The sequence below is a fragment of the Plantactinospora sonchi genome, from assembly GCF_036422035.1.
GTDB lineage: Bacteria > Actinomycetota > Actinomycetes > Mycobacteriales > Micromonosporaceae > Plantactinospora > Plantactinospora sonchi.
Map to the genome: position 1 here is coordinate 345,888 of NZ_JAZGQK010000001.1, position 21,107 is coordinate 366,994.

A 21,107-nucleotide genomic window follows, 5' to 3' on the forward strand; every position below is an offset into this window, starting at 1 on the left:
CTGGTTCTGAATCCTCCTGGTAGCGGGAGGCCATCCGCGGCGTTGACCGCGGTGGCCGGACCGCCGGTCAGCGTAGCGACCGGGTCCCACATCCGCTCCCGAGATTCAGGGCACCCCGGGCGGCCGTGCTGCGTCCGACCGGTCGGGGAGGTGGCGGCGGAAACGGACGCTCTCCACGGTGCCGGCCTCGGCGGTAAGGTCTGGCCATGGCAGACGTGCTGGACGCGGGGGCGGTGCGGGTCGAGCTGGGCGGGCTGGACGGCTGGTCCGGTGATCCGGCCTGCATCGGCCGCAGCGTCGAACTGCCCGGATTCCGTGACGCGATCGCCGTCGTGGACCGGGTCGCGGTGGTCGCCGAGGAACTCGACCACCATCCCGACATAGACATCCGGTGGCGCACCGTGACGTTCCGCTGCGTCACCCATTCGGTGGGCGGAGTCACCCGACGCGACATCGAGTTGGCGCGGCGTATCGACGAGATAGTCCGGGGAGCGGCGTGAGATTCGAGATAAGTAAGGTCCTCGACGCGATCGAGGGCCGGGTCAGCACCGATCCGGAGCTGGTCCGGGCGGTGCTCGACCTGGCCGAGGTGGCCCGGTACGTGGATCTGGACGGCGGGCGGCCGGCCAGCACGCTGCGACTGGGCATGGTCATCGACGCGCTCGGGCGGCAGCTCGAGGAGGACAACGTCGCGGTGTACGCGGTGGTGCACCGGGCGTTGCTCAGCGACGCCGACCTGACCTCCAACGAGCGTATGGTGCTCCGCCGCTGGGCCGACGACGGCCTGGTGGAGGTGCTGAACAACCCCGGTGACCGGGTGCTGGAGGTGGCCGACCTGCTGGGCCTGCCGGTGCTGAGCCGGGCCCGGTACGACGGCATGGCCGGGCGTTTTCCCTGGGTGACCGGACAGCCGGGTCGGCTGCTCGCCCCGTTGCCCGGTGCCGGCGGCCCCGTCCTGGTGCCCCGGGTGAAGGGCAACGCGCCGGCGCCGACCGGCCCGTCGCCGAGCGGCCGCAAGCTGCTGGCCCGGACCTGGCGCTGCAAGGAACCGGGCTGTGTGCTGTTCGGCGGTTCCGGCGGTGGTGCCTTCGCCGACCTGGCCGAGATCGACCGGAAGCCGAGTGGGCAGCCGCCACCCCGGCTGCGGGCCGGGCAGCCCATCTGCCCCCGGCACGAGCAGCGGCTCACCGACGCCGGACCACGGCCGGCCACCGAGGTGCTGTCGGTACGGATCGGCGGCATGGTCCGGCGCCGTTTCGTGGTCACCGCCGAACGGCCGGTGCTGGTCGGCCGGGCGCCGGAGGAGGCCAACGGCATCCGGCTCGGCCAGTGGCTCAACGACGAGGCGCGGCGCTGGATCAGCCGCAGCCACGTACGGTTCGAGCTGCGGGGGGCCGACCTCGTCGCGCAGGACGTCAGCACCAACGGCTCCGGCGTACGCCCCGGCGGGTCGCTGGAGGAGTCCGAGCGGATCGGGTTGGCCCGACAGCAGTCCCGGGTGATGCGTCCGGGCGACATCGTGGAGCTGTATCCCGGCGTCCAGGTGGGCCGCGCCAGCACCTGGGTCTCGGGCGGCATGACCAACCCGACCTCGGTGATGGCCGAGGCGCCGACGATGGCGATGCGGGTGGTCGACCGGGGCTGACCGCCCACAGGTGTGAGGAAGGGCCCCTTCCTATCGTTTTCTGTATAGGAAGGGGCCCTTCCTCACGACAGGACGGCGGCGAGCTGCGCGACCGCGTGGTCCAGTTCGTCGGCGGTGACCACCAGCGGCGGGGCCAGCCGGATCGTCGAACCGTGGGTGTCCTTGGCCAGTACGCCGCGCTCGGCGAGCCGCTCACACGCCTGCCGTCCGGTCATCAGTGCCGGGTCGATGTCGATGCCGGCCCACAGCCCCCGGCCGCGTACCGCGACCAGCCCTTCGCCGATCAGCCCCCGTAGTGCGGTGTGCAGCCGGGCACCCAGTTCGGCCGAGCGGCGCTGGAACTCGCCGGTGGCCAGCAGCCGGACCACCTCGGTGGCGACCGCGCAGGCCAGCGGGTTGCCGCCGAAGGTGGAACCGTGTTCGCCGGGACGCAGCACACCCAGGACGTCGGCGTCCGCGGCGACGGCCGAGACCGGGACGATGCCGCCGCCGAGCGCCTTGCCGAGGACGTACATGTCGGGGACGACGTTCTCGGCGTCGCAGGCGAAGGTCTCACCGGTACGGCCGAGTCCGGACTGGATCTCGTCGGCGACGAAGAGCACGTTCCGTTCGGTGCAGAGCCGGCGTACCCCGGGCAGGTAGCCGGCGGGCGGTACGACCACCCCCTGCTCGCCCTGGATCGGCTCCAGCAGTACGGCGACCGTGGTCTCGTCGATCGCCCCGGCGAGCGCGGCCAGGTCCCCGTAGGGCACGATCCGGAAGCCGGGGGTGTACGGGCCGAAGTCGTCCCGGGCGTCGGGGTCGGTGGAGAAGCTGACGATGGTGGTCGTCCGCCCGTGGAAGTTCCCGTCCGCGACGACGATGGTCGCCTGGCCGGCCGGTACGCCCTTGACCTGGTAGCCCCACTTCCGGGACACCTTGATCGCGGTCTCCACCGCCTCCGCGCCGGTGTTCATCGGCAGCACGAGGTCCTTGCCGCAGAGCTGGGCCAGCTCCCGGCAGAAGTCGGCGAACTGGTCGTGGATGAAGGCCCGGCTGGTCAGGGTGAGCCGGTCGAGCTGGGCGTGCGCGGCGGCGATCAGCGCCGGATGGCGGTGGCCGAAGTTCAGCGCCGAGTAGCCGGCCAGACAGTCCAGGTAGCGGCGGCCGTCGACGTCGGTCACCCAGGCACCCTCGGCGGAGGAGATCACCACCGGCAGCGGGTGGTAGTTGTGCGCCGTCCAGCGTTCGGCGTCGCGTACCGCCTCGGGGGTGCGCAGCGCGTCGCCCGGAAGCCCTTCTTCGTTCGCGACTGCGGGGCTCATGGTCACTTGTCTGCCTCTCGTTCCCGCAGCACCAGGGTGCAGCACTTCGGTCCGCCGCCGGCCTTGCGCAGCTCGGACAAATCAATACCAATTGTGTCGTATCCCCGGTCGCGGAGCGCCGCCGACAGTCCGGTGGCCTGGGCCGGAAGGACAACGTGCCGGCCGTCGCTCACCGCGTTCAGGCCGAGCACCTCGGCGTCGGCGGCGGTGGCCAGCACCGCGTCCGGGAAGAGCTGCCGCAGCACCGCCCGGCTGCCGGGGGAGAAGGCCTCCGGCAGGTACGCCACGGTCCGGTCGTCGAGCACGCACAGCGCGGTGTCCAGGTGGTAGAAGCGCGGGTCGACCAGGCGCAACGTGATCACCGGACGGCCGAAGAGTTCCTGCACCTCGCCGTGGGCCGCCTGACTGGTCCGGAACCCGGTCCCGGCGAGCAGCAGGTCACCGACGACCAGGATGTCGCCCTCGCCCTCGTTGACGTGCTTGGCCTCGGACACCTCGAAACCGGCCCGGTCGAGCCAGGCCGCGTACGCCGGGGCCTCGTCGGCCCGCTCCGGGTCGCGGAACTGCACGGCGAGCGCCCGACCGTCGACGACGGTCGCGCCGTTCGCGGCGAAGACCATGTCAGGCAGACCCGGCAGCGGTTCGATCTCCTCCACCGTGTGCCCGAGTTCGAGGTACGTCCGCCGGAGTGTCTCCCACTGCCGGACGGCCAGCGCGGCGTCGACCGGCGCGGCCGGGTCCATCCACGGATTGATCGTGTACTCGACGGCGAAGTACGTCGGGCGGCACATCAGATAGCGCCGCCGGGCCGGGGCGACGGGGACACGTCCACCGGGCAGCCGCTCGGGGTCATGACCCGGTCGAGGGGTCGCGTTCTCGCGGCCCGGTCGAGGGGTGGCGGGCAACGTCATGGTCCTGCTCCAGGGGATTCGGGCGCGCCCAGCCTCGGTACGGCTCGCGGGCTGGCGCCGACTCCCACGTTATGCGGGGTCGAGCGGCAGGAACCACCGGTGGAAGTTGCGTGACACGGCTGATCGTTGCGTCTCCAGGGGGAACAAGACCCTGATCGTTAACCCAGCGCGTGCCGACGTCGCGGCCCTGCCGCCGGGTGCGCCCGGCACCGGACCCCGGACACACTTCGGGGGCGGCATCACTGCCGCCCCCGGAACATGTTCGCTCGGGTGGTGCACCACCACCGGCCGGCGGGGCCAGAGCGGTGAACCACCGCTCCGCGGTCATATCTGCCCGTCAGAACCGGTCGACAAACTGTGAATCAAGCCACTCGCGGAACCGCTGCACGGTGTCGCCGTCGGTGCTGGGCCAGCCCAGGTCACCGGTCATGGCGAGCACGCCGGCCACGATGGCGCCGAGGCCGAGGATGAGCCCGATCAGCGCGTCCGACCGGCCGGCGACGTGCCGGCGGGCGGTCGCCGAGATCCCGCCGATCGCCAGCAGCAACGCGATGCCGCCCAGCGCGATGCCGTACCCGGCGAGGGTGCCGGTGAGCACGAAGCCGGCGGCGGCCACCCCGACGATCAGGCTGAGCGTCGCGAAGATGCTGGCCCGGGGACGGGGACCGGCCGGTGCGACGACCTCGGGCTGGCGCCGCGCCTCGGTCGTACCCTCGGCCCCGTCCCGGTCCGCCCGGCGCTCGGTCTCCGTCGCCGGGGGTGCCGGCGGGGTGCCGCGGTCCCGCTCCACGACCGCGCCACGCGCCCGCCCCGGGGTCAGCCCGGCGGCGCCGTCCCGACCACGGTCGACGGTTCCGGTACGGCCGTCCGCGTCCCCCGTCCGGGTGTCCCCGTCGACCCGCGTGGTCGTCGGCGTGTCGGTGCGGGTGTCCCCGTCGACGGTGCCGGTGGCCGGGGTGCCGTCCACGCCCGTGCGTGCGTCGTGCGCGTCGATCCGACCGTCGCGGTTCTCGTCGCGTGCGGTCGCGTTGCCGCGCGAGAGTGATGGAATTCTGACCACAACCCACCTCCGAAAATGTGCGTGGGCCTCGTCCGTGCGCCTACGCGGGAATTTTTCGATTGGTGTACCCCGATGTGCGGTCAGCCACACCTCGCGAACCGACAGGCCGGGGTCAGCGGACCCGATCGTCGTCGAGTTGGGTGAAGGTGACGGTGTCCGGGGTGTAGCCGGGGACGGAGAGCGTGAAGACGGCGACGTCGTCCACATCGTCGTCGTCCTGCGCGTTCATCACCCCGTACCCCTGCGGCGTGCTCCAGTTCGTCGGGGTGAAGACCAGCAGCATCGGCGGACCGGCCCAGATCCCGGTGCCCCGGACGCCCATCTGGAGGGTGACCTGTCCGGCCGGCGGGTGGCTGAGTCGTACGGTGAACGAGCGGCTGGTGCCCTCCGGCACCGAGACGGCGGTCGGCTCGGCGACGACCTCCGGAGGTTCACCGGTCACCGCGCAGGCCACCCCGTTGACCCGCCAGTTGGTCGGTGCCGGGTTGGCGCCGGCGTGGCTGCCCTGGAAACCGAGCCAGACCGACTCACCGGTCCGGACCGGAGGCGACCAGCTCGCACTCCGCGCGGTCACCTCCGCGCCGCTCTGGCTGTAGCTGTGGTTCCAGAGGTTGGTGACCTGCTGGCCGCCGGTGAAGGTGAACTGGACCGTGTAGCCGGCCCACTCGTCGCCGAGGTTCGTCAGCCGTACGGTGGCGGAGAAACCGGTGCTCCAGGAGTTGGCGGTGTAGGTGACCGCGCAGGCGACCGCTGCCCGCGCGGGCGCGGCGGGTCCGACCAGGGCGGCGGCGACCAGCACGGCCGCGCCGAGCATGGTGGACAGACGGCGTACGGGGATGGTGACCATCAGGGTCCTTTCCGGCCGGAACGGGGTACGGGCGCTGCCGCCCGGGCCCCGTCGACGGCGTGACCCGGGTGGCCTGCCCACGAATACATCGACAGCCTTCCATCTTGGAAGGTGGACCGGAAGGCGGCCAACGGGCGCCCCGGCATGGACCACCCGGACGATTGCCCCGAACCGTCGGCGCGTAGCCTTCCGCACGGCAGTTCGGCGGGTAGTTAGGCCAAGGGGGAGCCATGGCGCTGGAACGAGGAAACCTCTTCGGTCAGGCTGGCCAGATCGTCGGCGACGCCGTCGGTCGGGTCGCGTCCGCGAACCCGCCGGCCGCGTTCGCCGATCCGGGCGCGATGGCCCGGACAGCCGGCCCCGAGGTCGCCTCGGCGACCGTGACCCGGCCGGCCGGAACCGCCCCCACTCCCGACACCGCCGCCGGCGGTACGGGTGGCCCGGCCGCCGATGGCGCCGATCCGGCGGGCGCGCCGACGTCCACACACGCGAGCTTCGGCGCCGTGGTGGCCGCGTTCGTGTTGATCGGCGGCGCGGGCTTCGTCTCGTGGAGCCTCTGGGCCAGCGGCGGCACCGCCAAGGTCATGCAGCCACCGGACACCGTCGCCGTCTTCGGCGTACTGATCGTCTTCGCCGCCGCGGTCGAGCGGATCCTGGAACCCTTCTCCCGCTGGCTGCCTGGGCGGGGAGCGGAGGCGGCGCTCCAACGCCTGACCACCGAACTGGCGACCCGGCCGGCGAGCGCGGCGGAACAGGCGAGCCTCGGTCAGCTCCGGGAGCGGGCGGACCGGGCCCGGGGCAACCGGACCATCGTCGCCTGGGCGATCGCCACCGCCGTCGCGACGATCGCCTCCACCGCCGGTGGCTTCTACGTGCTGCACGCGATCGCCGGCCCGGAGTGGGAGGGGCTGCCGGTCTGGATCGACGGCATCGTCACCGGGATCATGGTCGGCAGCGGCACCAAGCCACTGCACGACCTGATCAACCGGATCCAGTCCGGCGGCGGCCAGCCCTAGGCTTCCGCGTCCCCTGTGGATGCCGGGGTCACCCCGGCCCTTCCCTGATCCGGGCGACGAGGGCGGACACGTCGACCGGCCGGGTCGTGTCGACGGCAACGGTGTGACCGACACCGAGGGGCGTCGCCCCGGCGGCCCACCGGAGCCAGGAGTCGGTGAGCTGCCGCGGGTCGTCGTGGACCGGGTGACGCCGCCGGGCCGCGTACCGGTCCCGGGCGACCCGGGCCGGCACGTCGCACCAGACCTCGACGGTGTGCGGCCGACCGCAGCGGTCCAGGCCGGCCTCGACGAACGGCAGGTCCCGTGGGGTGAACCACCACGATTCCAGGATCACCGGGCCGGGTACGGCCGCCGCCAGCGACCACATCATCTCCGCGGCGGCGGCACCGAGCGCGTGCCTCGGAACGGTGCCGAGGGCGTCCGCGACCGCCTCCTTGATCGTGTCCTTGGCGATCAGCGGCGCCGCCAGCGCCGGGGCCAGTGCCGTCGCGAGGGTGGTCTTGCCCGCGCCCGGGAGTCCGTTGACCAGCACCAGGCGATCGACCACCGCCGAATGGTGCCACAGGCGCCGGGTGTGCGTCGCGACGCGGCTCACAGCGGCGGCATCGCGGATTTGGTTGTGCACAACTCAATCGTGGGCTACCGTTCTGCCGGTGGGTGACGTACTGGCTCTGGGGCGGCAGGTGTGCTTCCCGCTCTACGCGGCCTCCCGGGCCCTCACCGACCTCTACCGGCCGATCCTGGACGAGTTCGGGCTGACCTATCCGCAGTACCTGGTGCTGCTGGTGCTCTGGGAGGAGCCCGACCGGCCGCAGACGGTCAAGCGGATCGGCGAGTGTCTCCAACTCGACTCCGGCACCCTCTCGCCGCTGCTGAAACGACTGGAACGGGCCGGGTTGCTGACCCGTCGCCGCGCCGCCCGCGACGAACGTTCCGTCGAGATCGCACTCACCGGGGCCGGGCGCGGGCTCCGGGACCGGGTCACCGACGTACCCCACCGGGTGGCCGGGGCCACCGGCCTCTCCGAGGCCGAACTGACCAACCTCCGCGACACCCTCGACCGGATCATCCGGTCGGTGCGACAGCAGAAGGAGTGAGGAACCATGCAGGTGCTCTACACCGCACACGCCCGGTCGACCGGCGAGGGCCGCGCCGGACACGTGGCCAGTTCCGACGGTCTGCTCGACCTCGACCTCGCCCCGCCGAAGGAGATGGGCGGCCCGGGCGGGGCGACCAACCCGGAGCAGCTCTTCGCCGCCGGCTACGCGGCCTGTTTCCACTCCGCGCTGCGCGGCGTCGCCCGACAGGAGAAGGTCGACATCACCGAGGCCGCGATCGAGGCCGCCGTGGGCATCGGCAAACTCGACACCGTCGGCTACGGCCTGGCCGTGGCGCTCACCGTCGAACTCCCCGGCGTCGACCGGGAGACCGCCCAGCGGCTGGTGGAACAGGCGCACCAGGTCTGCCCGTACTCCAACGCGACCCGGGGCAACGTCGACGTGACGCTGCAGGTGCGCGGAACCGACTGACCGGACCCGAGCGGGCAGCGGGCGGTCCGTCCTAAACCGGTCGGAACGCTCGCGCCCGCTGGGTAGCCTGGGCGGGTGCCGCCGCAGCTCCCACATCCCGAGCCAGGAACGCCGGACACCCGGGGACCACTGCGGTACATCTGGTGGCTGGTCCGTAGCCAGCCGGTCCGGATCCTGCGCGGCAGCCTGCTCGGCACACTCTGGATGACCGGGCTGGCGCTGCGGCCGTACCTGATCGCGAAGGCCGTGGACGACGGGCTGCGCGCCCGCGACCAGCACGCCCTGCTGCTCTGGGTGGCCGCGATCGTCGTCGCCGGCCTCGCCCAGGCCTGGGTCGGCATCCTGCGGCACCGCACGATGACCTTCATCCGGGAGGACGCCACCGCCCGTTCGGCGGCCGTCCTGCTGCGGCAGCTCTCCCGGGCCGGCGCGGTGCTCTCCCGCAAACTCGCCGCCGGTGAGGTGGCCACCGTCGGCGGCTCCGACATCGGCAACACCTCCCACGTGCTGACCATGACCGGTCCCGGGGTCGGCGCGGTGGTCGCGTACGCGATCGTCGCGGTGATGCTCTGGGCGATCTCGCCGACGCTGGCGCTCTGCATCCTGCTCGGCGTACCCCTGATCGCCGTCGTGATGGGCCCGATGCTGCGTCGGCTGGACCGGGTCGAGACGGTCTACCGGCACCGGCAGGGCCTGCTCACCGCCCGGGCCGGGGACATCGTCGCCGGGCTGCGGGTGCTCGCCGGGGTCGGCGGACGTGGCCTCTTCGCCCGCCGCTACGCCGACCGGTCGCAGGAACTGCTCACCGAGGGCTACCGGGTCGGCGCCGTCAACAGTTGGATCCGCGCGTTGACCGGTGCGCTGCCCGGGCTCTTCCTCGCCGTCGTGGTCTGGCTCGCCGCGCGGATGGCCGCCGACGGCGACATCACCGTCGGCCAGATGGTCGCCGTCTACGGATACGTCGCCGTCCTGGTCGTGCCGGTCTGGTTCCTGCTCGACGCCGGCTACCAGTTCATCAAGGGCAGGGTCGCCGCCCGCCGGATCGTGGCCCTGCTCACCCTCGCCCCGGACGAGGTCCGCGACCCGGACGCGGAACCGGTCCCGACGCCCGACCGGCCCGCCGAGCTGTACGACCCGGCCACCGGCCTGACCGTCCGGCCCGGACAGTTGCTCGCCGTCGCCGCCGACGACCCGGCCGAGGCGGCCGCGTTGGCCGACCGGCTCGGCCGGTACGTCGTCAGCGAGGCGACCTGGGGCGGCCGTCGGCTCACCGGGATGCCACTGGACCAGGTCCGCTCCCGGATCCTCGTCGCCGACCACGACTCGTACCTCTTCGCCGGCACCCTGCGGGAGGTCCTGCGGATCCGGGCCGACCGGGACGACCGTCGACTCCACGACGCGGTGCGCGTCGCCTCGGCCGACGACGTCGTCGACGCGCTGCCGGCCGGGCTCGACACCGCACTCGACACCCGGGCCCGGCGACTCTCCGGTGGGCAACGGCAGCGGGTACGCCTCGCCCGCGCCCTGCTGGCCGAGCCGGAGGTGCTGATCCTGATCGACCCGACGTCGGCGGTGGACGCGCACACCGAGGCGCGGATCGCCGAACGGCTGCGTGGCGCCCGGGACGGACGCACCACACTGCTGCTCGGCACCTCGCCGCTGCTGCTCGGTCACGCCGACACGGTGGCGTACCTGGCCGACGGCCGGATCGTCGCCACCGGCACGCACGCCGAACTGCTGGACCGGGAACCGGGCTACCGGGCGCTGGTCGCCCGCGACGTGGAGGCACAGTTCGCCGGCGGTGCCGCCGGATACCACAGCATCGGTGACCAGCGCGGTGTCGGGGAGGTGCTGCGGTGACGGCCGGGCCGACGACGACCGAACCGTCCCGGCTGCCGGTGGCCGGGAACACCGCGGTACGTCGGGCCGCGGTGGACCTGCTCCGCGGGGACCGCCGCGCGATCCTCGTCATGCTGGTGCTGCACGCCGCAGCCGCGATCGCCGGGCTGGCCTCGCCGTGGCTGCTCGGCATGATCGTCGACAAGGTCACCGCCGGAGCCGGGATCGGCGCGGTCGACCGACTGGCCGTGGCCATCGTCGGCTGCGTGCTGGCCCAGGGCCTGCTGAACCGGTACGCCCAGTACGTCGGCTACCGGTTCGGCGAGCGGGCCGTCGCCCGGCTGCGCGAGGAGTTCGTCCGGCGTACCCTCGGGCTGCCCGTCTCCGTGGTCGAACGGGCCGGCACCGGTGACCTCGCCACCCGCAGCTCGGTCGACGTGAACATGGTCGGCACGATGGTCCGGGACGCACTGCCGGTGGTGGTGATCTCCTCGGCGCAACTGCTGCTGCTCTTCGGGGCGGTGTGCCTGCTGCACCCGATCTTCGGTGTGGTCGCGCTGGTCGGGCTGCCGACGATCTACCTGGCGGTCCGCTTCTACCTGCGCCGGGCCCGGGACGCGTACCTCGTCGAGGGAGCGGCGATGGCGGAACTGACCGAGACGCTGACCACCACCGCCGAGGGAGCCCGGACCATCGAGGGTTTCCGCCTCACCGACCAGCGGATCCACTACGGCACCGAGCGGATCGCCCGGCTCTGGGCGGCCCGCCGGGCCACGCTCCGGCTGCGGTCGGTCTTCTTCCCGGTGGTGGAGGCGAGCTACGCGCTACCGGTCGCCGTGGTGCTGCTCGTCGGCGGCCTCTTCCTGGACCGGGGCACGGTCAGCCTCGGCGAGGTGGTCGCCGCCGCGCTCTACCTGCAACAGGCGATCGGTCCACTGGACGCCCTGCTGCAGTGGATGGAGCAGACCCAGCGCGGGGTCGCCTCGTTCGCCCGGGTGCTCGGCGTCGGCCAGGTGCCGCCGGAGCCGCGCGGCGGTGTCGTCGTACCGGTCGACCAGCGGCTGGTGGTCCGGGATGCCCGCTTCGGGTACGCCGACGGCCCGGACGTGCTGCACGGCATCAACCTGGAGATCCGCCCCGGTGAGCGGCTCGCCGTCGTCGGCCCGTCGGGTGCCGGCAAGTCGACCCTGGCCCGGCTGATCGCCGGCATCGACCGGCCCCGCACCGGCGAGGTGCTGCTCGGCGGCTGCCCGGTCACCGACCTTGACCCGGCGCAGCGACGTCGGGAGATCGCCCTGGTCACCCAGGAGCACCACGTTTTCATCGGCACGCTCCGCGACAATCTCGCCTTCGCCGCCCCGGAGTCCACCGACGAGCAGATGCGGTCCGCCCTGGTCGCGGTCGGCGCCGACTGGTACGCCGACCTGCCCGACGGCCTCGACACCGAACTCGGGGACGGGGCCCGGGACCTGAACCCGGCCGACGCCCAGCAGCTCGCGTTGGCCCGGATCGTCCTCGCCGACCCGCACACCGTGATCCTCGACGAGGCGACCGCCGCGCTCGACCCGACCACGGCCCGGCGTACCGAGCGGGCGCTCGGTGCGGTGCTGGCCGGTCGTACCGTGATCGCGATCGCGCACCGGCTCAACACCGCGCACGACGCGGACCGGGTGGCGGTGCTGGACGACGGCCGGGTCACCGAACTCGGCAGCCACGACGAACTGCTCGCCGCCGACGGCGCGTACGCCGCCCTCTGGCGCTCCTGGCACGGCTGACGTGTAAGGAAGGGCCCCTGTTATCGCTTCCGGTTGTGGAAGGGCCCCTCCTGACAGCTGGACGGTCAGCCGTCGCGGAGGCCGCGGAAGAAGGCCCGTACGTCGGTGACGAACAGGTCCGGCTCCTCCATCGCCGCGAAGTGCCCGCCACGGTCGAACTCCGACCAGTGCACGATGTGGTTGTCGCGTTCGGCGAGCCGGCGTACCGGGGCGGCGACGTCTCCGCCGAAGACCGCGACCCCGGTCGGCACGGTCAACCTGCGCGGCGGGACCGGGGGCCCGGCCGGATGGGCGTGTTCGTAGTAGAGGTTCGCCGAGGAGCCGGCCGTGCCGGTCAGCCAGTAGAACATCACGTTCGTGAGCAACAGGTCGCGGTCGACGGCCTCCTCGGGGGCGTCGGTCGAGTCCGTCCACTCCAGAAACTTCTCCGCGATCCAGGCGAGTTGCCCGACCGGCGAGTCGGTCAGGGCGTACGCCAGGGTCTGTGGCCGGGTCGACTGGAGCGCGGCGTATCCGGACATCTCCGGGAGCGCGTCGGCGACCCGGGCCAGCCGGGCCCGCTCGGCGTCGGTGAGCGCGGCGGCCTCGGCCGGATCGTCGGGCGGGAGGGTGAGCAGCGTGTTGAGGTGTACGCCGAGCACGTGCTCCGGGTCGAGGATGCCGAGTTCCCGGCTGACCGCGTGGCCCCAGTCGCCGCCCTGCACGCCGTACCGCCGGTGGCCGAGACGTCGCATCAGCGCGGCCCAGGCCCGGGCGATCCGGGGTACGTCCCAACCGGTCCCGTCCAGTGGCCCGGAGAACCCGAACCCGGGGAGGCTCGGTACGACCAGGTGGAACGCGTCGGCCGGGTCGCCGCCGTGCCGGCGTGGGTCGGTGAGCGGCCCGATCACGTCGAGGAACTCGACCACGGAGCCGGGCCAGCCGTGGGTGACCACCAGCGGCAGCGCGTCCGGTTCCGGGGAGCGGACGTGCAGCAGGTGGATGTCCGTACCGTCGATCGTGGCGGTGAACTGGGGGAGGCTGTTGAGTCGCGCCTCGTGGCGCCGCCAGTCGTACCCGGTGTGCCAGTGGTCGGCCAGTTCCTTCAGGTACGCCAGCGGCACGCCGCGCCGCCACGGCCGGTCCGGCAGCTCGGCGGGCCACCGGGTGGCGGCGAGCCGACGTCGCAGGTCGACCAGGTCGGCTTCGGGTACGTCGAGCCGGAACGGCCGCAGGTGCGGCGGCGCCGTCGTCATGACGGCCGCTCCGCGTCGACGGGCAGCTCCCTGTCGGCGGTCATCTCCGCGTCGACGGCCAGTTCCTGCTCGACGAGCCACCGGTGGTGGGTCTCCCACGCCGACTGTTTGCTGGTCGCGAGCGCGGCGCCGACCTGGGTCCAGGACGCGCCGGTGGCCCGGGCGGTCCGGACGGCGAGTTGCCGGCCGTAGGCGGCCTTGCGGATCAGCACCTCGCCGAGGGCGAGCAGCTCCAGCGCCTCGTCCCGGCTGAGCGGCGGCTGGTCGGGGTCGTGGCTGTCGGGATCCTGGTCAGCCGGGGCCAGGGCGTCCCGCATCCGGAGCTGGTCGAACCGGGCCGCGGCGGTGAGCAGGGTGTGTTGTCGTTCGAGTTCGTCAGGTGTGCTCGCCATGCCCCCAGCCTTCCGTCAGGCTGACTTGACGTCAAGCCAACCTGACGGAAGAGCCGGGGTATTCGCGCTCAGCGAACGGTCACCACGGCGCCGGCGCCGGTGGCGCCACCACCGGCGGACGGTCGTCGCAGGTGATGGTGTTCGGCAGCAGCCACGGCGCCAGCCAGGGCCCGCCGGCGCCGCCGCCGTCGTTGCCGCCCCGGTCGACGACGGTGAACTCCGAGCCGGTGGGCGGGAAGTTGAACGAGCCGCAGTTGTTCACCCCTACCGCACCGACGTTCCGGGCGTCCACGTTCTCGAAGGAGGCGGATCCGGCCACCCGCCCACTCACCACCGAGGTGCCGGTCCCGTCGACCCGGACGTCCTTGAAGTGCACGCCGTTGATCGACCAGAGGTCCTTCACCGACCACTCGCTGACCAGCATGATCGCGTTGTACGTACTGTCCAGGTAGTGGTCACCGGTGACCCGGACGTCCGCGTCGATGCTCCGGTCCAGCGCGTAGAGCCAGATCGCGCCGAGCCCGATGTTCCAGTTCAGCTCGTACGTCCCGGCGCGGACCACGGTGTTGTCGGTGAACCGCAGCGTGCCGGTGAACGGCTCGGCACCGAACCGGGCCCCGGCGTGCAGCCCGCTGCCCTCCCGGACCGGGTCGGCGACGAGGTTGTGCGACACCGTGTTGTCGGTGCCGCCGTAGATGGCGATGCCGTTGGCCAGGGTCGGCGACTGGATCGTGTTGCGGCTGAACGTGTTGCCGGCGTTCGCGGTCCTCTCCGACCACATGGCGAGCGCGTCGTCGCCGGTGTTGCGGATGACGTTGTTCGACACCACCGAGTTGGTGACCCCGGTGTGGAAGTTCAACGCGTCGGCGATCTGGTCGACGATCACGTTGTCGGTGACCCGTACGTTGTCCATCGGGCCGTCGAACCAGATGCCGACCTTGGTGTGCCGGATGTGCAGGCGGCTGATGGTGGAGTCGCTCATCGCCCCACCGATGCCGTTCACCTGGTCGGTGTCGATCCGCTCCCGTACGTCGCCCTCGACGGCGAAGTCGGCGAGGTGCACGTTGCGGCTGCCGCCGTCCGAGGCGTCCCGGCCGTAGAAGCCGACCCCGGTGTGCACCGAGCCGTCCGGGGCCGGCTCGTCGAGCGCCACCTCGCGCCCCTTGATGATCGTGTACCAGTTGCCGGCGCCCTCGATCGTCACGTTGTCGACGATGATGTGTCGGTTCACCTGGTACGTCCCCGGCGGGACGTACACCGTGAGCCGGGTGCGCTGGGCGAAGGCGATCGCCCGGTCGAACGCGTCGGCGGAGTCCCGCCGCCCGCTCGGATCGGCGCCGAACGCGAGTACGTTCGCGGCGAGCAGTCGTACCTTCGGCGGGGCGACGAGCTGTGAGTCGAGCAGGTCGATGACGGTCCAGGCGGCGTTGCTACGGGCCGGCGCGGTCAGCCGTACGGTGTCGCCGGCCCGGTACGTCCTCCCGAGCAGCAGTCGTTGCTCGTCGTAGAAGTGCATCGGCCGGAACGGCTTGCTGATCACCGGGAACGGCGTGGTGGCCGCCGGGACACAGCCGCACTCGGTGATCCACCAGTCCGGGTGCAGCAGGTCGGCGTTCGGGTCGTTGGTGAACGGGTACTGGTTGTAGAGCCAGGCGTACTCGGAGGTGAGCGTCATGGTCTTCCGGGCCTTGCCGTTCACCGTCACGTCCAGCGGCGCGGTGATCCCACCCCCGTTCGGCGCGTCCGGGATGCTGTAGCGCACGGTGATCGCGTTCGCCGCCTTCGGCAGGGTGAACTCGACGTGCTGGCCGGGGAGCAGCTTGACCGCCCGCCGGCCGGACGCCTCCGCCGGCAGCGTGTACGCCGTCCGGTCCGGCCCGATCACGGTGCCGGTGGTGCGGGCGTTCTCCGCCTCCTGTTCCAGGAAGTCCACTATGGCTCCGCGACCGGCGACCAGTGCGGGGTCGAGCCCGGCCCGGGTCACCACCGGCGCCGGCCGGTTCTTCGTTCCGGCCTGGGCGGGGACGGTGGCGGCGCCGGCCGTCACGCCGATCGCCAGTACGCCGGCCAGGGCGATCCGCCCGGACCGCCGGACGACCCGGCCGGTTCGTCCGGCCGGCACCGCACGGACTCTCGGCACCGCACGGACTCTCGGCACCGCGCGGGCGCTCGGTACCGCATCGACTGTCGGCACTGCACTGATCTGCTGGGACATCGCGTGACTCGTCTCTCGTCGGGGGTGGGTGACGACGCCATCGGTGAGTGCCGGTCATGTTATTTCACTCAGTTGTTCCACTCCAGACACCGAATGGTGCGAAACTTGCGGCGCACGGGTCCTGGGAGCCCACCTTTCCCGGCAAACCGGGGGAGGTGGGTGCCGTCACGGGACGAGGATCGTTTTGCCCCGGGTCCGGCCCGACTCCGCGTCCCTGTGCACCTCGGCCAACTCGGCGAGCGGGCGGGACGCGGCGATGTCGAGCCGGAGTTCGCCGGCGTCGACGAGCTTCACCAGCGCGGAGAGCTGCTCCGGGTCGTTGCGGACGACAAAGTGCAGCGCCCTGACGGGGGACTCCCCGGGTGCCCCCGCCAAGGCCGTGGCCGAGACCAGCACTCCGTCCCGGCGGACCAGGGCGAGCAGTTCCGCCGTCCGCTCCGCGCCGACCGGGATGAGGTTGAGCAGCACGTCGACCGGCTCGGTCACCGCCTCGCCGAGTGTGCCGGCGGTGTAGTCGACGACCTCGTCGGCACCGAGTCCGCGCACGATCGTGGCACTGCGCGGACTGGCGGTGGCGATGACGTGGCCGCCGGCCAGCCGGGCGAGTTGCACGGCGTACCCGCCGATCCCGCCACCGGCACCGTTGACCAGCACCCGCTGCCCGGGTCGGATCTCCGCCTGCTCGTACACCGCCTGCCATGCGGTGACGCCGGCGATGGGCATCGCGGCGGCATGGCTCAACGGCACCGTCTCCGGGGCCGGGACGATCGAATTGGCATCGGCGGCCACGTACTCGGCCGCGGCGCCGCCCGAGTCGATCCGGCCGACGACCCGGTCGCCGACCGCCCGGGTCCGTACGTCCCGGCCGACCTCGACAACCGTGCCGGCCACGTCCCAACCCAGCGTGTACGGCAGGTCGAGCGCGAAGACACCCCGCAACAGTCCACGGCGCAGGCCGATCTCCGACGGGTTGAACGAGGTCGCCGCGACCCTGATCAGCACCTCGTCCGGGCCGGGTGTCGGCACCGGCACGTCGTCGAGGCGGATCACGGAGGCGTCGCCGTACCGGTGGATCCTCGCTGCTCTCATGTCACGAACCTAGAGCGGTACCCGGAGACGAACCATGCGCGAAGATCCTTGTTTCATACGTGGGCGTCCTGCCGGAGATACTTGCCGGATGGACGTGCTCAGCGACGTGATCGCGGTGATGCGCACCGGCCGGCCCCGGTCGGCGTTGCTCACCTGGCACGCGCCGTGGGGGCAGCGGTTCGCGCCGGTGCCCGGTGCCGCCGGCTTCCAGGTGGTCCTACGCGGGCCGTGCTGGCTCATCCGACCGGACGTCGACCCGGTGCCGTTGGCCGTCGGGGACGTCCTGTTCCAACCGCACGGGCGGGGTCACGCCCTCGCCGACAGCCCGTCGACGCCGGTGATCGCCCCGGCCTGCGATCCCCGTGACCCGGCCGTCGCCGCCCGTACCGCCGTCGTCGACACCATCGGTGTCCCGGTGTCCGGCGACGACACCCCGGCCACGGTCACCCTGTGCGGGGCGTACGAACTGGAACCCGGTCGTACCCATCCGTTGCTGGACGACCTGCCCGACCTCGTCCACCTCCCCGCGCACCTCGGGCGGAACCCCGAGTTGCGGGCCGCCGTGGACCTGCTCGCCGCCGAACTGGTCCGGCCCCGGCTCGGCACCGACGCGCTGGTGCCCGCGCTGCTCGACACCCTCTTGCTCTACCTGCTGCGCACCTGGATCGACGAGCAGGTCGCCGCCGGGGTCAGCACCGGCTGGGCGGCGGCACTGGGCGATCCGGTGACCGGCACCGCGCTGCGGGCCATGCACACCGATCCGGCCCGGCCCTGGACGGTCGCGACGCTGGCCGCCGAGGCGGGACTCTCCCGGGCCCCGTTCGCCCGCCGGTTCGCCGCCCTGCTCGGGCAGCCGCCGTTGACGTACCTGACGTGGTGGCGGATGACGCTGGCCGCCCGGCTGCTCCGGGAATCCGACGTGCCGCTCAACGTCGTCGCGGCCCGGGTCGGCTACCGCTCCGAGTTCGCCTTCGGCACCGCCTTCAAACGGCGCTACGGCACCGCCCCCGGCAGGTACCGCCGCTCCGCGCCGGGGCAGGTAGGGTCCGCAGGTGCACATTCGCCCCTATCAACCCGGTGACCGGGACGCGGTCCACGACATCTGCATCCGTACCGCCGACGCCGGACAGGACGCCTCCGGCTCGTACGCCGACCCGGGCGTGCTGCCGAACATCTTCGCCCACCCGTACGCGGAGCTGGAGCCGGAGCTGGCGTTCGTGGTGGACGACAACGGGCGGGCGGTCGGCTACGTGCTCGGCACCGCCGACACGACCACCTTCGTCCGGCGGTTCCGGGCCGAGTGGCTGCCCCGGGTCGGCGACCGCTACCCGGCCCCGGAAGGGGAACCGGGCAGCCCGGACGAGGTGATGGCGTACCTGCTGCACACCCCGGAACGGATGATCCTGCCGGACCTGGTGGACTACCCGGCCCACCTGCACATCGACCTGCTGCCCGACCACCAGCGGGCCGGCTGGGGGCGCAAGCTGATCGGGACCTTCACCGAGGCACTGCGTCGGGCCGGCGTACCCGGTGTCCACCTTGGCATGATCAGCGAGAACCGGGCCGCCCGGGCGTTCTACGACCGGCTCGGGTTCCACGTCATCGACGTCGCCGACCCCGGCCCACTCACCTACCTCGGGCTGCGCCTCTGACCGGCGGCCCGGACGGAGCGGCGGACCGCAGGCCGACCGGACCGGTACGCAGACGCCCCAGCCCCTGGCACGTGCGCGTGGTACGCCTCGGCCTGGGTCAGCCCTCCGAGGTGTGGGCTCGACCGGAGGGGCGACGTCGGACGAGTCGGCCCGCTGCGGTGTCGGCTATTTGTCGGGCTCTGTCGTTGAACACGGCCGGGATCAGTGACGCTGCCACCAGCGGGACGCCTTTCACCAGCGCCAGATCGACATCGCGCAGGGCCAGGACGACCGCGAGCACCAGGACTGCTCCGGCGCCGATCCACCCGGTCAATCCGCCTACTTTGCCGAGCCTCGCCGAGGTGCGGGCCGCGCTGACGGTGACCGCGTCGCCGTGGACGGCCACGCGGCCAGCGATCAGGGCAGTGACCAGCAGGACGGCGGAGGCGGTCACCACCAGGGCGCCGAGGGCGAGCAGTGGCAGGTCGTCGTCGCCGATCGAAGCGATCGTCGCGTACCAGATGAACGGCAGAACGACGATGAGAGCCACCAGGGTGACCAGGAGAAGGGCCAGATAGAGGCCGCGTAGCCGGCGTCCGCCGCCAGGTGGCAGTGGGCGAGTGTGCCCGGCGACTGATCGTCCGTGCGAGGTGGGTCCGTGACCTTCAATCATTGGTTCTGATTCGCCAGTCCGTCGGGTCCTTGGTGGTGTGCTTGCCGTCGTTGAAGTCGGCCGTGGTTGATTTCGGCCACTCGGGGAGCCCGGCCAAGGTCTGCTTGAGTGTGGTCATGCTGTCCGAAATGTTGTTCATGTAGGCAAGGAGGGCCACGCTGAGAGCGGTCACGAGGGTGGTTACCTTGATTGTCGACATGCCAGCGGCCGCAGCGGCCAAGGCCGCAGCGAAGCCAGTGGCCGCGCCGGCTGCCTCGCCCGACAGTTCGTAGACGTACATGGCGACCGCCACGATGACCCCGGCCCAGAGACCGAAGATTCCCCACGCGGTCTTGTGCAGGTTGCTGTCAAGCGCGTCGGTGGTCGCCTTGATTGTTTCAAGCGCCTTCTGCTGAGTGGGCAGCATCTTGGCGTACGCTTCGGCTGCCGGGCCCGACCATTTGTTGTCGATACGTCGTTCGGCGTGGTCCTCGTTGAGCTTGGGTACCAGATCTCTGCTGGCCGGACCACCGATCTTTTCGGTCCAGTCGTCACCCGCCGACATCAGTCCGAATGGCCAGCCCGGATTGAGGATAATCTTGGCGAGTTCCTCAAAAAACTTTTCGATCAGCTTCCCGAGCCTGTCCAGTGCATCGTTGATTTTGTTTGACAGCGGTGGTGGCAGGATGCTTGCGGCACGATGGCAGTTTCTGAACAGTTTCGCACTGTTGTTGTTGATGCCGTCGGTCAATTCTCCCATTTTTGTCAGCTTCTCCCGGAATTCGGGCTCTGACATCGTCGTCGGCGAAAATCCCATGCTGGTCTCCTAATAAATCTTCGCGTGGCGGTGCACGGCGCGCTCCTCGTCCCGCGCATAGTTGTCTGCGGCAGTACGCAGAGCGCCGGCGATGGCGTCGAAGTTGGCGCTGCCCTGCTTGAGCAGGTCGGCCATCTTCTCCTGCAGTTCGTTATACAGGCTGTCCAACCCGATCATGTGGGCGAACCCGCTGAATTCGAACGCACCCAGAGCGAGTCCGCGGGCCACCCGCTCCATCCCCTCGAGTTGTTCCGCCATATTTCCCCAGGCGCGAGAGTCGGTATAGAGTGCCTGGATCGAGGCTCTGATCTGTTCCTTGCCTGGATTCCCCATGTTGGTTTGCCTCCCGAGGGCCGCGTCTGTGGTCAGCGAATGAAACCGATCTCGCGGAGCAGCGTCTCAGGTGAGGCGGTCAACCGCCGCATCCGTTCAATCCCTGGCACGCTCTCATCGAGACGTTGTCTCTCCTCTGTGGCAACGCGCCAAGAAGCCATCAATGCCTCCTGGATCGCGTCGGCGATGCGCTCGGAATGAGCGGAGCGCAGCCATTGATCATCGAACTCGATGGTCTCCGCCTTGCCCCCAACGGCACTCACCCTTACCGTGTGTGCGAGATTCGTTGACGTCAGCCTCCGTTCGGCCGCACTCTGGGCCGCCTGTTGGAGATCGTCCAACCGGTCGAGGATGCCGTCGGCAAGATCGAACAGGTCGCGGATGGCGTACGCGGACTGCCGCGAGGAGGGGTCACCGAACTCGGCGCGCTCCACCTCGACCAGGTCCGCCGATTCGAAGGGGACTGGCGGCGCGGACGCGGCCTCCGAAGCGCTGACGGCCCAAGCGGTCATCTGCTCGGTGGCCGCAGCCTGTCCGGCCTCGATCACGGCCGGACCGAGCCCGGCGGTGCCGACAAGCCGCAACCAGTCCCGATCCAGTCGCACCCGGGCCGGCGCACCACTGCTGTCAATGGTCACCTCAACCGCGCCCGTGCTGTCGCCACCCACGAACTCGGCCTCAGCCGCGCTGGCCGCTGCGGACAACTGGGCAGCGACCTCCTGGATCTCGCGCTGAAGCTCACGCAACCCGGCAAGGTCGACATCGTCGTCTCTCATTTTGTGCCCCCGATCGATCGATGCGCGTGTCAGAAGAGGGC

At 71.5% G+C, this 21,107-nt stretch carries 22 protein-coding genes; 9 read left to right on the forward strand and 13 right to left on the reverse strand.

Going from position 1 to position 21,107, the window contains the following annotated elements:
* Positions 1–206: 206 nt before the first annotated feature.
* Positions 207–500, forward strand: coding sequence for a 4a-hydroxytetrahydrobiopterin dehydratase (locus V1633_RS01570; protein WP_331212262.1), 294 nt, complete (start codon positions 207–209; stop codon positions 498–500).
* Complete coding sequence (locus V1633_RS01575; RefSeq protein ID WP_331212263.1) at positions 497–1,645, forward strand: FHA domain-containing protein; 1,149 nt, start codon at positions 497–499, stop codon at positions 1,643–1,645. Before V1633_RS01570 ends, V1633_RS01575 begins: the two co-directional genes overlap by 4 nt.
* 62 nt (positions 1,646–1,707) lie before the next feature.
* On the opposite strand, the gene rocD is transcribed toward V1633_RS01575, so the two are convergent.
* The 4 genes from rocD to V1633_RS01595 form a co-directional block, all read right to left on the reverse strand.
* A complete protein-coding gene (rocD, locus tag V1633_RS01580; protein WP_331212264.1) occupies positions 1,708–2,949 on the reverse strand; it encodes an ornithine--oxo-acid transaminase in 1,242 nt (413 codons plus the stop codon).
* Positions 2,950–2,951: 2 nt separating this feature from the next.
* Positions 2,952–3,860, reverse strand: a complete 909-nt coding sequence (gene ddaH, locus V1633_RS01585; RefSeq protein ID WP_407951940.1) for a dimethylargininase — start codon at positions 3,858–3,860, stop codon at positions 2,952–2,954.
* Between the two features lie 337 nt (positions 3,861–4,197).
* Positions 4,198–4,920, reverse strand: a complete 723-nt coding sequence (locus V1633_RS01590; RefSeq protein WP_331212265.1) for a thrombospondin — start codon at positions 4,918–4,920, stop codon at positions 4,198–4,200.
* Positions 4,921–5,032: 112 nt separating this feature from the next.
* On the reverse strand, positions 5,033–5,767 hold the full coding sequence (locus tag V1633_RS01595) for a cellulose binding domain-containing protein (RefSeq protein ID WP_331212266.1): 735 nt from the start codon (positions 5,765–5,767) through the stop codon (positions 5,033–5,035).
* A gap of 230 nt (positions 5,768–5,997) precedes the next feature.
* Here V1633_RS01595 and V1633_RS01600 point away from each other — a divergent pair, with 230 nt between their 5' ends.
* Positions 5,998–6,783 carry a hypothetical protein gene (locus V1633_RS01600; protein ID WP_331212267.1) on the forward strand — a complete coding sequence of 262 codons (786 nt, stop codon included), beginning with the start codon at positions 5,998–6,000 and terminating at the stop codon, positions 6,781–6,783.
* Between the two features lie 28 nt (positions 6,784–6,811).
* On the opposite strand, the gene V1633_RS01605 is transcribed toward V1633_RS01600, so the two are convergent.
* A complete protein-coding gene (locus V1633_RS01605) occupies positions 6,812–7,330 on the reverse strand; it encodes an AAA family ATPase (protein ID WP_331212268.1) in 519 nt (172 codons plus the stop codon).
* Positions 7,331–7,436: 106 nt separating this feature from the next.
* Here V1633_RS01605 and V1633_RS01610 point away from each other — a divergent pair, with 106 nt between their 5' ends.
* The 4 genes from V1633_RS01610 (at position 7,437) to V1633_RS01625 (ending at position 11,926) form a co-directional block, all read left to right on the forward strand.
* Positions 7,437–7,880 carry a MarR family winged helix-turn-helix transcriptional regulator gene (locus V1633_RS01610; RefSeq protein WP_331212269.1) on the forward strand — a complete coding sequence of 148 codons (444 nt, stop codon included), beginning with the start codon at positions 7,437–7,439 and terminating at the stop codon, positions 7,878–7,880.
* 6 nt (positions 7,881–7,886) lie between these two features.
* Positions 7,887–8,312, forward strand: a complete 426-nt coding sequence (locus V1633_RS01615; protein ID WP_331212270.1) for an organic hydroperoxide resistance protein — start codon at positions 7,887–7,889, stop codon at positions 8,310–8,312.
* A gap of 171 nt (positions 8,313–8,483) precedes the next feature.
* Entirely contained in the window at positions 8,484–10,172 is a 1,689-nt protein-coding gene (locus tag V1633_RS01620; RefSeq protein ID WP_331212412.1) for an ABC transporter ATP-binding protein, read from the forward strand.
* Positions 10,169–11,926 carry an ABC transporter ATP-binding protein gene (locus V1633_RS01625; RefSeq protein ID WP_331212271.1) on the forward strand — a complete coding sequence of 586 codons (1,758 nt, stop codon included), beginning with the start codon at positions 10,169–10,171 and terminating at the stop codon, positions 11,924–11,926. The genes V1633_RS01620 and V1633_RS01625 overlap by 4 nt, the downstream gene beginning before the upstream one ends.
* A gap of 65 nt (positions 11,927–11,991) precedes the next feature.
* On the opposite strand, the gene V1633_RS01630 is transcribed toward V1633_RS01625, so the two are convergent.
* The 4 genes from V1633_RS01630 to V1633_RS01645 all read right to left on the reverse strand — a co-directional run bounded on the left by V1633_RS01630 (position 11,992) and on the right by V1633_RS01645 (position 16,857).
* The gene (locus V1633_RS01630; RefSeq protein ID WP_331212413.1) at positions 11,992–13,140 is read right to left on the reverse strand and encodes an epoxide hydrolase family protein; all 1,149 of its coding nucleotides are present in this window, start codon (positions 13,138–13,140) and stop codon (positions 11,992–11,994) included.
* 17 nt (positions 13,141–13,157) lie between these two features.
* Positions 13,158–13,553, reverse strand: coding sequence for a hypothetical protein (locus tag V1633_RS01635; RefSeq protein WP_331212272.1), 396 nt, complete (start codon positions 13,551–13,553; stop codon positions 13,158–13,160).
* A gap of 79 nt (positions 13,554–13,632) precedes the next feature.
* The gene (locus V1633_RS01640) at positions 13,633–15,600 is read right to left on the reverse strand and encodes a glycosyl hydrolase family 28-related protein (RefSeq protein WP_331212414.1); all 1,968 of its coding nucleotides are present in this window, start codon (positions 15,598–15,600) and stop codon (positions 13,633–13,635) included.
* A gap of 333 nt (positions 15,601–15,933) precedes the next feature.
* The gene (locus V1633_RS01645; RefSeq protein ID WP_331212273.1) at positions 15,934–16,857 is read right to left on the reverse strand and encodes an NADP-dependent oxidoreductase; all 924 of its coding nucleotides are present in this window, start codon (positions 16,855–16,857) and stop codon (positions 15,934–15,936) included.
* A gap of 88 nt (positions 16,858–16,945) precedes the next feature.
* Here V1633_RS01645 and V1633_RS01650 point away from each other — a divergent pair, with 88 nt between their 5' ends.
* Entirely contained in the window at positions 16,946–17,938 is a 993-nt protein-coding gene (locus V1633_RS01650) for an AraC family transcriptional regulator (RefSeq protein WP_331212274.1), read from the forward strand.
* A complete protein-coding gene (locus V1633_RS01655; RefSeq protein WP_331212275.1) occupies positions 17,910–18,509 on the forward strand; it encodes a GNAT family N-acetyltransferase in 600 nt (199 codons plus the stop codon). Before V1633_RS01650 ends, V1633_RS01655 begins: the two co-directional genes overlap by 29 nt.
* 97 nt (positions 18,510–18,606) lie before the next feature.
* Here V1633_RS01655 and V1633_RS01660 read toward each other — a convergent pair whose 3' ends face one another.
* From V1633_RS01660 to V1633_RS01675, 4 genes are all read right to left on the reverse strand, one after another.
* A complete protein-coding gene (locus V1633_RS01660; protein ID WP_331212276.1) occupies positions 18,607–19,038 on the reverse strand; it encodes a hypothetical protein in 432 nt (143 codons plus the stop codon).
* 115 nt (positions 19,039–19,153) lie between these two features.
* On the reverse strand, positions 19,154–19,957 hold the full coding sequence (locus V1633_RS01665) for a hypothetical protein (RefSeq protein ID WP_331212277.1): 804 nt from the start codon (positions 19,955–19,957) through the stop codon (positions 19,154–19,156).
* Positions 19,958–19,966: 9 nt separating this feature from the next.
* Entirely contained in the window at positions 19,967–20,290 is a 324-nt protein-coding gene (locus V1633_RS01670; RefSeq protein WP_331212278.1) for a hypothetical protein, read from the reverse strand.
* A gap of 32 nt (positions 20,291–20,322) precedes the next feature.
* Entirely contained in the window at positions 20,323–21,066 is a 744-nt protein-coding gene (locus V1633_RS01675) for a hypothetical protein (protein WP_331212279.1), read from the reverse strand.
* Positions 21,067–21,107: the final 41 nt, after the last annotated feature.

What these genes read in the sequence shown, in the direction of transcription:
- V1633_RS01650 (WP_331212274.1), top strand. Translation starts at nt 16,946, where the DNA reads ATGGACGTGCTCAGCGACGTGATCGCGGTGATGCGCACCGGCCGGCCC.
- V1633_RS01665 (WP_331212277.1), bottom strand. Translation starts at nt 19,957, where the DNA reads ATGGGATTTTCGCCGACGACGATGTCAGAGCCCGAATTCCGGGAGAAG.
- V1633_RS01595 (WP_331212266.1), bottom strand. Translation starts at nt 5,767, where the DNA reads ATGGTCACCATCCCCGTACGCCGTCTGTCCACCATGCTCGGCGCGGCC.
- V1633_RS01675 (WP_331212279.1), bottom strand. Translation starts at nt 21,066, where the DNA reads ATGAGAGACGACGATGTCGACCTTGCCGGGTTGCGTGAGCTTCAGCGC.
- ddaH (WP_407951940.1), bottom strand. Translation starts at nt 3,860, where the DNA reads ATGACGTTGCCCGCCACCCCTCGACCGGGCCGCGAGAACGCGACCCCT.
- V1633_RS01645 (WP_331212273.1), bottom strand. Translation starts at nt 16,857, where the DNA reads ATGAGAGCAGCGAGGATCCACCGGTACGGCGACGCCTCCGTGATCCGC.
- V1633_RS01570 (WP_331212262.1), top strand. Translation starts at nt 207, where the DNA reads ATGGCAGACGTGCTGGACGCGGGGGCGGTGCGGGTCGAGCTGGGCGGG.
- V1633_RS01635 (WP_331212272.1), bottom strand. Translation starts at nt 13,553, where the DNA reads ATGGCGAGCACACCTGACGAACTCGAACGACAACACACCCTGCTCACC.
- V1633_RS01670 (WP_331212278.1), bottom strand. Translation starts at nt 20,290, where the DNA reads ATGGGGAATCCAGGCAAGGAACAGATCAGAGCCTCGATCCAGGCACTC.
- rocD (WP_331212264.1), bottom strand. Translation starts at nt 2,949, where the DNA reads ATGAGCCCCGCAGTCGCGAACGAAGAAGGGCTTCCGGGCGACGCGCTG.
- V1633_RS01600 (WP_331212267.1), top strand. Translation starts at nt 5,998, where the DNA reads ATGGCGCTGGAACGAGGAAACCTCTTCGGTCAGGCTGGCCAGATCGTC.
- V1633_RS01615 (WP_331212270.1), top strand. Translation starts at nt 7,887, where the DNA reads ATGCAGGTGCTCTACACCGCACACGCCCGGTCGACCGGCGAGGGCCGC.